Here is a 12,923-nt window from a genome sequence, read left to right on the forward strand (position 1 = left end):
CGTAAGGTTTCGGTACTGGGCCCCGTAGTTTGGAGGGGTGCTCTACGGGCGTGACGCAGAACAGGAGCGGCTCGCGCGGCTGATCGGCGAGGCGCGCGAGTCGAGGCGCAGCCGTGCCCTGGTCATCCGCGGCGAGACCGGCATCGGCAAGTCCGCGCTGCTCGACTGGATCGTCGAAGAGGGGCCCTGGTCGAGTTTCCGGACCCCGCCGATGCGGCACGACGCCGCACTATTGCTGCGCGCCACGGGTTATGAGGCCGAGGGGAACATCGTCTTCGCCGGCCTCAGCCAACTGCTGTGGCCCGTACGAGACCGCCTGGACAATCTGCCTGAGCCCCAAGGCTCCGCACTACGCGGCGCCCTCGGCCTCACCCCGCCTCCCAACGGGCCAAGCGCGCGCGGGCGAGACCGCTTCACCGTTGGGCTGGCCGTCCTCACCCTCCTGGCAGACCTCGCCGAAACGGGGCCGGTGCTGTGCCTCGTCGACGACGCGCAGTGGCTCGACCCCGCGTCCACGGAGGCGCTGCTGTTCGCGGCCCGGCGGCTGGCGGCCGAAGGCGTGGTGATGCTGTTCGCCGCACGCGACGAGGGCTTCACAGCAGGCGGCCTTGACGAACTGCGCCTGGAACGGCTCAGGCCCGCCGACGCCGAACGGGTCCTGGCCCGGCACCAGGACGTGCCGCCCCCGCTCCGCGACCGCGTCGTCCGCGAATCGGCGGGCAACCCGCTCGCGGTGATCGAGTTCGGCGCGGCCCGGGCGCGGGGATCCGCCGTGACCGGGCCGCTGCCGCTGGCCGACCGCGTCACCTCCGCGTTCCAGGACCGGATCGCCCGGCTGCCCGAACCGACCCGGCGGATGCTGCTGATCGTGGCCGCCGAAGGGCGCGGCGACATGGCCAACGCGCTGGCCGCCGCCGAGCGTCTCGGCGTGAGTCTGGACGACCTGGACGAGGCCGAACGGGCCCGCCTGGTGCAGATCACCGGCCGTTCCATCCTGTTCCGGCACCCGCTGATCGGTTCCGCCGTGTACCAGGGCGCGCCGCTGACCCAGCGGCTGGAGGCCCACCGGGCGCTGGCCGCGGCCTCCCACGAGCCCGATTGCAACGCGCTGCACCGGGCGGCCGCGGCGACCCGGCCCGACGAGGAGATCGCCGCCGGGCTGGAGCGCGCGGCGGAGCGGGCCTGCGACCGCACCGGCTACGGCACCGCGTCCCGGCTCTTCCGGCAGGCCGCCGACCTCACCCCCGCTCCCGCCGCGCAGGCCCGCCGGCTGGGCGCGGCGGCGGCCGCGGCGCTCCAGGCCGGCGCCGTCGGGGACGCCGAGGACCTGGTCCGCGCGGCCGAGCGGCTCACCGACGACCCCGCCGAGTACGACCGGCTCGTACGGGTCCGCGCGGCGGTCGAGTTCGAACGCGGCGACCCCCGTGCCGCGGCACGGATGCTCGCCGACCACGTCGCGCACGCACCGGGCGGGGCCGACGGTGACCACGCCGCCCTGCTGCGCACCGCCGCCGCCTATGCCTGGATGGGCGGTGAGACATCAGTACTGTGCCAGGCCGCGAAGCTGCTGCCGGCCCCGGACCGGGCCGTCCAGGGCATGGCCCGGCTCGTCGACGGCGAGTACGCCGCAGGGCTCCCGCTGCTCGCCGAGGTCGTCGCCGCCGCCCGGCCCGCCGCGGCCGCGGCCCCGGCCGCCTCCCGCACCTCCGTGGACGACCACGCGCACGCCGTCCAGGTCACCCTGGCCGCCCTGATCATCGGGGACGACGCGAGCGCCCTGCGCCTGGCCTCCGCCGAGGCCGCCCACTACCGCCGGCACGGCCTGGTCGGTGCGCTGCCCAGCGTCCTGGAGGCCCTCGCGCAGGCGCAGATCGCCGCCGGACTGCATCAGGACGCCGAGGCGACCGTGGCCGAGGCGATGGGCCTGGCCCGCGCCACCGGCTTCGAACGGCGCGCCGGACGGCTCGGCCTCGTCCTGACCAGGATCGCGGCGATCGAGGGCGACGAGGCCCGGCTGCGCGAGCTCACCGGCACCGCGCCCGGCCCGTCCGACGCCCTCGCCGCGGGCGCCCTCGCCGCGGGCGCCCTCGCCCTGCTGGACCTGGGCCTGGGCCGGTACGACGAGGCGCTGCGGCGGCTGGAGGAGATCGGCCGCGACCCGCACCGGCCCACCGCCGACGTCATGCTCTCGGCCGCCGACCAGGTGGAGGCGGCCGTGCGCGCGGGCCGGCCGGATAGTGCCCGGCCCGCCGCAGACCGGCTCCGTGCCTGGGCCGAGGCCGGCCGGCAGACCTGGGCGCACGCCGTCGCGCTGCGCTGCCAGGCGCTCCTGGACGACACCGAGGAAGCGGCGCGCACGGCGTACGAGCGGGCACTGGAGCTGCACGAGCGTGCGGCGCGGGAGGCCGGCCCCGGCGGCCGGCCGTTCGAGAAGGCCCGCACCGAGCTGCTGTACGGGGAGTGGCTGCGGCGGGCGCGGCAGCGGTCCGAGGCCCGGGTCCCGCTGCGCTCCGCACTGGAGATCTTCGAACGGCTCCGCGCCGTCCCGTGGACCGACCGGGCCCGCGCCGAGCTGCGCGCGACCGGCGAGGGCGCCGGCGCAGGCCAGGGGCCCGGCCTGCTCGACCGGCTCACGCCGCAGGAACTGCAGGTGGTGCGGCTGGCCGCGGACGGCGTGAGCAGCCGGGAGATCGCCGCCCAGCTGTTCCTCAGCCCGCGCACGGTCGAGTACCACCTCTACAAGGCGTATCCGAAACTGGGCGTGTCCTCCCGCAGGGAGCTGTCGCGGCTGCGCGGAACATAGAGCGGGCCGGGCACAATTGCGGGCAATGACATCTGACCGCATCGAGCGCGCCCGCGCCTCGCTTCTCGGCCTGGCGCTGGGGGACGCGCTCGGCTCGCAGTTCTTCGTCCCCGCCAACCGTGCCGCGTTCGAGACGCGAGAACTCCCACCCGCGCCCTGGCAGTGGACCGACGACACTGAGATGGCCTGTTCGGTGCTGCTCGTCCTCGCCCGGCACGGAACCATCGACCAGGACGCCCTGGCCGCCGGCTTCGCCCACCGCCATGACTTCGACCGCGGGTACGGGCCGTCCACGAACCGCCTCCTGCGGCTCGTCCGGGAGGGCGGCGACTGGCGTGAACTCGCGCGCGAACCGTTCGACGGGCAGGGCTCCTGGGGGAACGGCGCGGCAATGCGCGTGGCGCCACTGGGAGCCTGGTACGCGGACGACCTAGGCGAAGCGGCCCGGCAAGCAGAATTGTCCGCCTCCGTTACGCATCCACACCCGGAGGCCGTGGCGGGAGCGATCGCCGTTGCCGTGGCCACAGCGATCGCCGCATCAACCCCTGAACGGCTCGCCCCGGGCGTCTTCCTAGACCGGGTGCTGGAACATGTACCGGCGACCCAGGTCCGCCAAGGAATCCTGGAGGCCAGGAAACTCCTGACCATCCGCGACCCCGGCTCGGCGGCCGCAGTGCTCGGCAACGGGAGGCAGGTCGCCTCCCACGACACCGTCCCCTACACCCTGTGGGCCGCTGCCCGGCACCTGGACGACTACGAGAACGCCTTCTGGACGACCTCCGCAGCAGGCGGAGACGTCGACACCACCTGCGCGATAGTCGGTGGCATAGTCGCCACCCGCACCGACCTGCCCCCCAGATGGCTTGAGGCGTGCGAGCCGCTCCCCTCCTGGGTGGCTACTTCGTGGGCAGGTGACGGGCCAGGAACTCCTCAGTGAGACGCCACGCACGAGCAGCGGCCTCAGGGTTGTAGAACATGGGCGCCTTGCGGTTGTGGAACGCGTGGCCCGCGTCCTCCTCAACGTGCATTTCCACGTTCGCGCGTCCCTCCACAGCCTTCTCCACGGCCGCGACCTTCTCGCGAGCGATGTAAGGGTCGGACCCACCGAAGTGGAACTGCAGCGGGCACTCGATCTGGTCAAGCAACCCCAGTTGGTCTGGGACGCCCGACCCGTAGAACGACACCACTGCGGACAGGTCGTCTGCGCGCGCGCCGAGAAGGTACGCGAACGTCCCCCCGAAGCAGAAGCCCAGTAGGCCAACGCCACCCGTCGTAAGCCCACGCAAGGCCTCCAGCGACGCCTCCAGGTCGTCGAGCCCCTTCTCGGCGTCGAACTGCGACGCCAGCTCCAGCGACGCCTTCAGGCCTTCCTCGTCGTGCGCGGCCGCCCACCCTGGACGAATCCGCCAGAACAGGTCGGGCGCCGCCACCACGTACCCCAGCGCGGCCAGGTCCTCGGCCACCGCCTCCATGTAGGCGCCCACGCCGTAGATCTCCTGCACCAGCAGGATCCCCGGCCCTTCCGTCCCCCAGACGCGCAGCGCGAACTCGCCGTCCGGAACGACGACCGTACGTGTCGACATGACTCTCCTGATCAACCCATGACCGCGTAAACGGTGGTGGCGTGGGCGGCGGGCTCCTCCTCGCCCTCCGCCGTCATCGTAACGTCCGCGAAGGCCAGCGTCCGGCCCAGCTTGGTGATCCGCACCGCGACCAGCACGTCCCGGCCCACGATCGGCCGCTGGAACGTGGTGTTCTGCTGCACGGTCGTCATCGGCACGAACCCGTCCCGCGCCCCCGACACCGCGATCACCATGGCGGTGTCGGCGGCCGCCATGAGCGCCTGGCCGGACATCCCGCCGCCCTCCCGGGCCAGCCGGTCCGACCAGGGCAGCCGCAGCACCGCGCGCCGCTCCCCCACCTCCTCGACCCGCAGGCCCAGATCCAGCACCCACGGTGCGAAGTTGTCGCGGAGAATCCTGTCGCCGTCCTCGGGCTTCACCGTCACCCCGCCATGATGCACGCTGGAGCCATGCGTGAGGAGATCTTTCTGCCCGCCACTTACGCCTCGGGCGTCCCCTACGGGACATACCGGCGGCTCCGCGCGCAGTCCCCGGTCTGCCGGATCCCCGAACCCCCCGTCGGCCCCTGGCCCGCCGGCCCCGGCTACTGGGCGGTCTTCCGGCACGCCGACGTCAAGCACGTGCTCCGCACGCCGGAACTGTTCTCCTCCAACCGCGGCGCCACCCAGATCCGCGACCCCGACACGCCGGAGGACCTGGAGTTCGTCCGCGCGATGATGCTCAACCAGGACCCGCCCGGCCACTCCCGCCTGCGCCGCATCGTCGCCGCCGCGTTCACCCCCCGCGCCGTCCGGGCCCTGGAGTCCACCATCGCGGACCGCGCCCGCACCCTCGTCGCCGCCGCCGACGGCGAGATCGACTTCGTCGAGGTCGCCGCCGACCTGCCCGTCTGGACGCTCGCCCACATCATGGGCGTCCCGTCCGAGGACCGCCGCCTCCTGTACGACTGGGCGTCCCGGGTGATCGGCTACCAGGACGCCGAGTACGCCGGCCTCGCCACGGCCGACGCCGCCTCCCTGAGCCCCATGGGCCGCGCCGCCGTCCAGCGGAAACCCACCCTGCGCCGTGACGGCCGTCCCATGAACCCCCGCTCCCGTGCCGCCCTGCGCGACATGTTCGCCTACGCCCACGCCCTGGCCGACGCCAAACGCAAGGACCCGGGCGACGACGTCATGTCCCGCATGCTCACCGGCGGCCTCACCGACGCCGAATTCGAGAACATGTTCTTCCTTTTCGCCGTCGCCGGGAACGAGACCCTCCGCAACGGCATCCCCGGCGGCCTTCTCACCCTCCTGGAGCACCCCGACCAACACGCCCGGCTCCGCGACGACCCGTCCCTGCTCCCCACCGCCATCGAGGAGATGCTCCGCTACTGGCCCCCGGTCATGGACTTCCGCCGCACCGCCGCCGCCGACCTGGAACTGTCCGGCCAGAAGATCGAGGCGGGCGACAAGGTCGTCGTCTACCACGCCTCCGCCAACCGCGACGAGACCGTGTTCCGCTCCCCCGACGCCTTCGACATCACCCGCACCCCGAACGACCACGTCAGCTTCGGCTTCGGCCCGCACTTCTGCCTGGGCGCCCACCTGGCCCGCGTCCAGATGCGCGCCATCTTCCGCGAGCTCCTCCCCCTCAAGATCGTCCGCACCGCCCCCGCGATCCGCCTGGCCTCCAACTTCCAGAACGGCCTCAAGCACCTCCCCCTCCACATCTCCCGCTGAGCCGCCCCAAACAACCCCGATGCGAACCGACCGACGATCTCGATACCCTGTCCCTGCGGGTCGCTAGCTCAATTGGCAGAGCTCCGGACTTTTAATCCGTAGGTTGTGGGTTCGAGTCCCACGCGACCCACCACGTTTGACCTGGGCAAACACACCCAGCCGAGCATCCCGGCGATCATGTCTGGGGCCGGCCTGAGGCCACCCTGGGGCCGGGACACCGCACACACTGGCACCACGCGTCGTTCCTCCCGCTGGGAAGAATGCCAGCAAGACCGTATCCCCGCACCGACCTGATCGGACCGGTGCGCAGCCGGTGCGCGGTTAGTCCTTTCGCAGGTCGTCAGGCAGGGACAGGGAGCGGTTGCTCTCGATCACGCCGCTGGTGCCGCGGTTCGCGTGCGGACAGGACCGGGCGACCGTGCACGGGTGCGAGGCCGGGCCGGTTCGGGACGCAGGCTGCTCCTCCGGCGCCGCACCAGGCCCACCCAGGTGTGGCTCGCCGCGAGGCGTCGACGGCGAGCCGGGGCGCGGCCACGGCGCCGAGCGGTCCCCGGCACGACACCCGCGGCGCGCAGCAGGTGCGCGGCGGTCTGCTCCGCCGCGCGGTGCGCGACCTCGGGCAGCACCGAGGTGTAGGTATCGGCAGTCAACACGATGCTGGAATGCCCCAGCATCTCCTGCACCACCTTCAACTCCACCCCAGCGGCCAGGGCGAGGGTGGCCGCGCCGTGCCGCAGGTCGTGCAACCGGATCGGCGGAACCCCGTGCTCAGCGATCAGCTTCTGGAACACGTGCGTGAGCCGCCCCGGGGCGACCGGGTCACCGTTGAGGTTGGTGAACACGTGCCCGCTGTCGCGGTAACCCTCGCCGTAGGCGTCCGCCTCCGCCTGCTGCCGGGAACGGTGCGCACGCAGAGCAGCGACCGTGGTGCGATCCAACGCGATCGTCCGGGTGCTGTGCGCGGTCTTGGGCGGGCACACCGTCAGCCGCCCGTCGCGCGGTTGGAGCTGCCGACAGATCACCGCGGTGCCCTCGTCCAGGTCGACATCACACCACCGCAGCCCCGCCGCCTCACCACGCCGCAGCCCCCGCAACGCGATCAGGTGAAAGGCCGCGTACAGACGGTGCGCCGCGATCGCGTCCAGGAACCGGGCAGTCTGCGCCGCGGTCCACACCGCCACCGCAGGCCGCTCGCCGGTCTTGCGCCAGTGCTCGACCCGGGTGGCGGTCCACACCACCGCACGGGGCCGCCGCGTCGGCGGCAGCGCCACCAGCGACGCCGGGTTCTCCTCCAGTAGCCCTTGGCGCAGTGCAGCATTCAACGCCGCACGCAGGGTCGCGCGGATCCGGTCCAGAGTCGCTGCCGTCAACCGCCGCCCGGCCTGCTCATGCTCGCGAGCGATCACCGCGAACATCTCCTCCACGTGCACGACCGACAGTTCCGCCAGCAGGAGATGACCCAACAGCGGGTTCAGATACCGCCGGACGTGATCGGCATAACCGCCCACCGTCGACGGCGCACCCGGGTGATTCTCCAGCCACCGCCGCAGCCACTCCGACACCGTGAGCGGGCTCCCCGCCGGACCACGCAACCGCACCAACGCCTCCTGCGCGGACTTGCGGGTCGGGAAACCACCCCGGCGGACGCGGCGTCGGCGACCGTCCACCCCCGACCCCAACTCCAACCGCAGATACCAACTGCCGTGGCTCCGCTCCGCTGCCAGCCGCAGACACCTGCTGCCCACCGGGCGGCCGGTCTGCAGATCCTCACAGCCGCATCGCCGGTACACCCCACCGGCGCTCCTCGCTCTTCCCATGAGCTCATCGTGGGCGCGACGAAGCGCCGCCGCTATCTCGAAAGCACCACAGAACCGAACTCGCTGAGGCCGTGGGGCTCCGGCGTCTCAGCAACCCAGAAGGCTGGCTTGAAGTCCGTCATGGAAGCCGGGGCAGCTCAGTCGATCCGGGAGCACCAAATGATCCGCAGCACCAGCGGATCAATGGGCCAGGGCGACAGACATCAAGTGGAAACCATCAGATCAGTTACACCGAAGGTCTGGTCAGATCCGCAACGAGATGCGGCCGGGCTCGCGCCAGACCCGCGGCCTGTTCTTCGGTCGATCGTGCGGCATCTGCAGACGTGGCCCAAGGTCTGCCCTGGAGGTCACGGGTTCCTCCGGGTCGATCCGCTGACCCGGAAGAACCCGGCTCCGCTCTCGCGACGGGTGTCAGAGCAGGGAACGCTGCGCCTTCTTGGCTTCGGCGTAGCGGGAGCGGGCCTGTGCGGTGGATTCCAGGGTGGAGACCTCCGCGACCGGGACGTCCCACCAGGCCTCACTGCCGGGCGCCTGGACGAGTGGGTCCGTCTCGACGTGGACAACGGTCGTGTGGGCAGCGTCGCGGGCCTTGCACAGCGCGGCACGGAACTCTGCGGCGGTGGTGGCGCGCAGCACGTCGGCGCCCGTCGCGGCGGCACTCGCGGCCAGGTCGCCGGGCAGGCGGAAGCTCGTGCCGAAGCGTTGCGCGCCGACCGACTCCGACAGGTTGCCGATGGAGGCGAAACCGTGGTTCTGAACGAGGACGACGACGAGCTTGACTTCGTCGGCCACGGCGGTGACCAGTTCCTGCGCCATCATCAGGTACGAGCCGTCCCCGACCAGGACGAACACCTCGCGGGACGGGTCGGCGAGCTTCGCCCCGAGGCCGCCGGCGATCTCGTAGCCCATGCAGGAGTAGCCGTACTCGACGTGGTAGCCCTTGGGGTCACGGGTCCGCCACAGCTTGTGCAGGTCGCCCGGCAACGAGCCAGCCGCGCAGACCACGACGTCGCGTGGCTCGCTCACCTCGTTGACGATGCCGATGAGCTCTGGCTGGGACGGGATGGGCCCGTGCCCGGCGGCCTGGGCACGGTCGACGGCGTCGTTCCACCGGGCGGTCAACGCCGCGCCCTCTCGCCGGTAGGACGCCGCCACCGTGTGACCGGCCAGCGCGGTGCGGAGGTCCGCGAGACCGGCGCGGGCGTCGGCGGTCAGGGGGACGCCCGAGTGCTTGACGGCGTCCAGCGTCGCGACGTTCAGGTTGACGAAACGAACGCCCGGGTTGGCGAAGAGGGTGCGTGAGGCGGTGGTGAAGTCGCTGTACCGGGTGCCGATCCCGAGGATCACGTCGGCGTCGCGGGCGAGCGCGTTCGCGGCAGTGGTGCCCGTCGCGCCGATCGCGCCGACCGAGGCCGGGTGGTCCCAGGGGAGGGAGCCCTTGCCCGCCTGCGTCTCGGCCACCGGGATGCCGGTTTCCGAGGCGAACGCGCTCAGCTCCTCTGTCGCGCCCGAGTAGATGACGCCGCCGCCCGCGACGATCAGGGGGCGCCGGGCGTCCCGCAGGAGCGCGGCGGCTTCCGCGAGGACAGGGGGCTCGGCGACCTGGCGCGGGATTCGCCAGATCCGTTCGGTGAACAGTTCCGCCGGCCAGTCGTAGGCCTCGGCCTGGACGTCCTGGGGCAGCGCCAGCGTCACCGCGCCTGTCTCGGCCGGGTCGGTCAGCACCCGCATCGCGGCGAGGAGCGCGGCCGGGAGTTGTTCGGGCCGGTTGACGCGATCCCAGTACTTGGAGACGGGTTTGAAGCAGTCGTTCACCGAGACGTCGTAGGAACGCGCGTCCTCGAGTTCCTGGAGAACGGGGTTGGCGGTGCGGGTGGCGAAGATGTCGCCCGGGAGCAGCAGCACCGGAATCCGGTTGATCGTTGCGAGTGCCGCGCCGGTCACCATGTTGGTCGCGCCGGGCCCGACGGAGGTCGTGCAGGCGTACGCGCTGAGCCGGTCGTTCATCCGGGCGTAGCCGACGGCCGCGTGGACCATGGCCTGTTCGTTGCGCGCGGAGCGGTACGGCAGGTCATCGGCGCGCTCCAGAAGCGCCTGGCCGAGGCCCGCGACGTTGCCGTGGCCGAAGATCCCGAAGCAGCCCGCGAAGAAGCGGCGCCGTTCCCCGTCGCGTTCGGTCCACTGGTTGGCCAGGAAGACCACGATGGCCTGCCCGACGGTCAGCCGCTGGGTCGCGGTCATCGTTCCCCCTCGCATCCGGCGGCCGAGGTCATCGGCAGCCTCGGGTCGGCCGGCTGTCCCAGCCAGGTGTCGCGGATCCAGGCGTGCGCCGGATCGTCGCAGATCAGCCAGGCCCGTTCGGCTCCGGGCCCGGCCCTCACGTTCAGGTAGTAGAGGTCGTGGCCCGGGACGGCCATGGACGGGCCGTGCCAGCCGTGCGGTATCAGCACCGTGTCGCCGGTCCGCACCTCTTCGAGGATGTCGATGGGCCGGTCGGGAGTCCCGTACACCCGCTGGTAAGCCATTCCCGGTCCGCCGCCCGGGTTCGCGGCGACCTCGAAGTAGTAGATCTCCTCCAGGACGGCCTCGGTCGCGGTCGGCTCGTCGTGCTTGTGCGGCGGGTAGGACGACCAGTTGCCGCCGGGCGTCAGGACCTCGCACGCGATCAGCCGGTCCGCCTCGAACGCCTCGGGCGTGCAGAAGTTGTTGACCTGGCGGGCGGCCTGCCCGGCGCCGCGCAGTTCGACCGGCACCTTGTCGGCGGGACCGTAGCGGGGCGGCAGGCGGTTGTCGCAACGGGCGCACGGCAGCGCGAACCGGCCGCCCTCGCGGGAGAAGATCATCAGGGTGGCGTCGCGCGGCGCGTAGGCGAAGTCGGTCACCCAGGAGAACACGTCCCGGCGGCCCCGTAGGTCGAAGGTCACCGCGACCTCGTCGGCCGGAACGCCGACCGTCACCATGCACGAGCCGGCGAGCGGGAGTACCAGCGTCTCGGCCTCGCCGGTCTCCAGGGTGATCTCCTCACCGGGTCCGAGTGTCAGGACGCGCAGACCCGAGTACGTCCAGCCCGCGTTCTCCGGGGTGACATGGGTCGCGCCGTTCACAGCAGCCCCACCGCGGCGTCGACGGCCGCGGCGACGTCGCCGCCGCGCGGGTAAAGCAAGCTCCGGCCGATGACCAGGCCGCGGACGGTGGGCAGCGCGAGCGCCTTCTGCCAGCCGGCCAGCGCGGCGTCCGGATCGTCGGGCACCTCGCCGCCGAGCAGGAGGGCGGGCAGCGTCGAGGCCGCCATGACCTCCTCCATCCGGTCCACGACCGGGACCTTCAGCCAGGTGCGCGCGGAGGTGGAGCCGAGCCCGGAGGCGATCGACACCGCTCGGATCACGGCCTCGGGTGTCAGCACGTTGGTGACCTTGCCACCGCTCCGGGTCGACATGAACGGCTCGACCATCGCCGTCAGCCCGCGTTCGGCCAGGCCTGTGACTGCGTGCGCGCAGGACTCCAGCGTGCGGGCGGTCTCGGGGTCGTCCGGCTCGACGCGCAGCAACATCTTGCCGCCGTCCAGACCGGCGGCCGCGATCGCCGGCGCGGTGTAGGCGGTGAACCGGTCGTCGATCTCGAACGAGGCGCCGGCGAGGCCGCCGCGGTTCATCGAGCCGAAGACGAGCTTGCCCTCCAGCGCGCCGAGCAGCAGGAGGTCCTCGATGATGTCGGGGGTGCCGAGGACGCCCTGCACGCCGGGCCTGGCCAGCGCGACACAGATCCGTTCGAGGAGGTCACCGCGGTCGCCCATCGCCAGCGGGGCGGTCCCAGCGCGCAGCGCCCCGCGCGCCGGATGGTCGGCAGCGACGATCATCAGCCGGTTGCGGGGCACCCCCTCGAACCGGGTGCGCCTGGCCGCGGCCTCGGCGACGGCCTCCGGCCGCACCGCCCTCGTCTCGACCAGGGCGGCAAGGCGTTCGGCGAACGTGCTCGTGCTCATCGGATGGCTTTCTTCTCGGTGTTCTCGATGTCTCCGGTCGTGGGCTCTCCCGCGAGCATGGCCTCGACCTCGGCCGACGTCGGCATGGCGTCCGCGCACGACAGCCGCGAGGCGACGATCGCCCCGGCGGCGCTGGCGAAGGCGACGATCCGTTCGAGGTCCCAGCCCAGCAGCAGGCCGTGGCAGACGGCCCCGCCGAACGCGTCACCGGCACCGAGCCCGTTGACGACCTTCACCGGCGTGGGCGGGACCTCCACCATCGTGTCCGGGGTGGCTGCCAGGACGCCGCGCGGGCCCTGCTTGACGATCGCCATGGACACGCCCCTGTCCAGCAGGGCGCGGGCGGCGGCACGCGGTTCCCGCTCGCCGACCGCGACCCCGCACTCCTCCAGGTTGCCGACCGCCACGGTCGCGTGCTCCAGGGCCTTCCCGACCCGCGCCCGCGCCTGCTCGGGCGACTCCCAGAACATCGGCCGCCAGTCCAGGTCCAGCACGGTCGTGCCCGGCTGCGCCGCGAGCGCGTCAAGCGTCGCCTCGTGGCTGGGCTCCCGCGCCAGCCCGGTGACCGTCGCCCAGAAGATCCGCGCCTTCCCGATCGCGTCCAGGTCCAGCTCGTTCGGGTAGATCTCCAGGTCGGGCGCCTTCGGATACCGGTAGAAGTACAGCGGGAAATGGTCGGGCGGGAACATCTCGCAGAACGCCAGCGGCGTCGGCAGGCCCGGGACGTCGGTGACGAACCGGTCGTCCACGCCGTACTCCCCCAGCGCCCGGTGGACGAACCGCCCGAACGGGTCGGCGCCCGTCCGCGTGATCACGGCGGTCCGGTGCCCGTACCGCGCCGCGGCCACCGCCACGTTGGTCGGGCTCCCGCCGAGGTACTTGCCGAACGACTCGACCTCGTCCAGGGGGACCCCCACCTGCAGCGGGTAGAGGTCCACGCTGACCCGTCCCATGGTAACGACGTCGTGCGCCATGCCGTCGCCCGGAACCATGCGCGGCGTGCGCCCGCTTCGCTCG

General features: G+C 72.4%; 10 protein-coding genes and 1 tRNA gene. 4 read left to right on the forward strand and 7 right to left on the reverse strand.

The features are described from left to right. Positions 1 to 37 precede the first annotated feature (37 nt). Positions 38 to 2,803, forward strand: coding sequence for a helix-turn-helix transcriptional regulator (locus ABD340_RS22710; protein WP_344591411.1), 2,766 nt, complete (start codon positions 38 to 40; stop codon positions 2,801 to 2,803). 25 nt (positions 2,804 to 2,828) lie between these two features. Next, positions 2,829 to 3,740 carry an ADP-ribosylglycohydrolase family protein gene (locus tag ABD340_RS22715; RefSeq protein WP_344591412.1) on the forward strand — a complete coding sequence of 304 codons (912 nt, stop codon included), beginning with the start codon at positions 2,829 to 2,831 and terminating at the stop codon, positions 3,738 to 3,740. Here ABD340_RS22715 and ABD340_RS22720 read toward each other — a convergent pair. Together ABD340_RS22720 and ABD340_RS22725 are read right to left on the reverse strand one after the other, a co-directional pair. Then, the gene (locus ABD340_RS22720; protein WP_344591414.1) at positions 3,700 to 4,386 is read right to left on the reverse strand and encodes a dienelactone hydrolase family protein; all 687 of its coding nucleotides are present in this window, start codon (positions 4,384 to 4,386) and stop codon (positions 3,700 to 3,702) included. The two genes, ABD340_RS22715 and ABD340_RS22720, sit on opposite strands and share 41 nt — an antisense overlap. Positions 4,387 to 4,397: 11 nt before the next feature. Continuing rightward, positions 4,398 to 4,811, reverse strand: coding sequence for a PaaI family thioesterase (locus ABD340_RS22725; protein ID WP_344591415.1), 414 nt, complete (start codon positions 4,809 to 4,811; stop codon positions 4,398 to 4,400). 24 nt (positions 4,812 to 4,835) lie between these two features. Between ABD340_RS22725 and ABD340_RS22730 the strand changes: the two genes are divergently transcribed. Together ABD340_RS22730 and ABD340_RS22735 are read left to right on the forward strand one after the other, a co-directional pair. Next, on the forward strand, positions 4,836 to 6,107 hold the full coding sequence (locus ABD340_RS22730) for a cytochrome P450 (RefSeq protein WP_344591419.1): 1,272 nt from the start codon (positions 4,836 to 4,838) through the stop codon (positions 6,105 to 6,107). A gap of 57 nt (positions 6,108 to 6,164) precedes the next feature. Continuing rightward, positions 6,165 to 6,240: transfer RNA gene (locus ABD340_RS22735), tRNA-Lys, on the forward strand. A 238-nt stretch (positions 6,241 to 6,478) separates the two neighbouring features. Here the strand turns inward: ABD340_RS22735 and ABD340_RS22740 are convergent. The 5 genes from ABD340_RS22740 to iolC all read right to left on the reverse strand — a co-directional run bounded on the left by ABD340_RS22740 (position 6,479) and on the right by iolC (position 12,898). Continuing rightward, positions 6,479 to 7,705, reverse strand: coding sequence for a tyrosine-type recombinase/integrase (locus tag ABD340_RS22740; RefSeq protein WP_344591420.1), 1,227 nt, complete (start codon positions 7,703 to 7,705; stop codon positions 6,479 to 6,481). A gap of 630 nt (positions 7,706 to 8,335) precedes the next feature. Continuing rightward, positions 8,336 to 10,165 (reverse strand): 3D-(3,5/4)-trihydroxycyclohexane-1,2-dione acylhydrolase (decyclizing), encoded by a 1,830-nt coding sequence (gene iolD / locus ABD340_RS22745; RefSeq protein ID WP_344591421.1) that lies wholly within the window; start codon positions 10,163 to 10,165, stop codon positions 8,336 to 8,338. Beyond that, the gene (gene iolB / locus ABD340_RS22750) at positions 10,162 to 11,028 is read right to left on the reverse strand and encodes a 5-deoxy-glucuronate isomerase (protein WP_344591422.1); all 867 of its coding nucleotides are present in this window, start codon (positions 11,026 to 11,028) and stop codon (positions 10,162 to 10,164) included. Before iolB ends, iolD begins: the two co-directional genes overlap by 4 nt. Further along, complete coding sequence (locus ABD340_RS22755; protein ID WP_344591424.1) at positions 11,025 to 11,906, reverse strand: Cgl0159 family (beta/alpha)8-fold protein; 882 nt, start codon at positions 11,904 to 11,906, stop codon at positions 11,025 to 11,027. Before ABD340_RS22755 ends, iolB begins: the two co-directional genes overlap by 4 nt. Next, positions 11,903 to 12,898, reverse strand: a complete 996-nt coding sequence (gene iolC / locus ABD340_RS22760) for a 5-dehydro-2-deoxygluconokinase (RefSeq protein ID WP_425547427.1) — start codon at positions 12,896 to 12,898, stop codon at positions 11,903 to 11,905. The genes ABD340_RS22755 and iolC overlap by 4 nt, the downstream gene beginning before the upstream one ends. Between the last annotated feature and the right edge of the window lie 25 nt (positions 12,899 to 12,923).

Source organism: Actinomadura vinacea, from assembly GCF_039532545.1.
GTDB classification, from domain to species: Bacteria; Actinomycetota; Actinomycetes; order Streptosporangiales; family Streptosporangiaceae; genus Spirillospora; species Spirillospora vinacea.

Bases quoted from the DNA above. Each gene is read 5' to 3' on its own strand.
- ABD340_RS22715 (WP_344591412.1), top strand. From the start codon at position 2,829: ATGACATCTGACCGCATCGAGCGCGCCCGCGCCTCGCTTCTCGGCCTG.
- ABD340_RS22720 (WP_344591414.1), bottom strand. From the start codon at position 4,386: ATGTCGACACGTACGGTCGTCGTTCCGGACGGCGAGTTCGCGCTGCGC.
- ABD340_RS22730 (WP_344591419.1), top strand. From the start codon at position 4,836: ATGCGTGAGGAGATCTTTCTGCCCGCCACTTACGCCTCGGGCGTCCCC.
- iolD (WP_344591421.1), bottom strand. From the start codon at position 10,165: ATGACCGCGACCCAGCGGCTGACCGTCGGGCAGGCCATCGTGGTCTTC.
- ABD340_RS22755 (WP_344591424.1), bottom strand. From the start codon at position 11,906: ATGAGCACGAGCACGTTCGCCGAACGCCTTGCCGCCCTGGTCGAGACG.
- iolC (WP_425547427.1), bottom strand. From the start codon at position 12,898: ATGGTTCCGGGCGACGGCATGGCGCACGACGTCGTTACCATGGGACGG.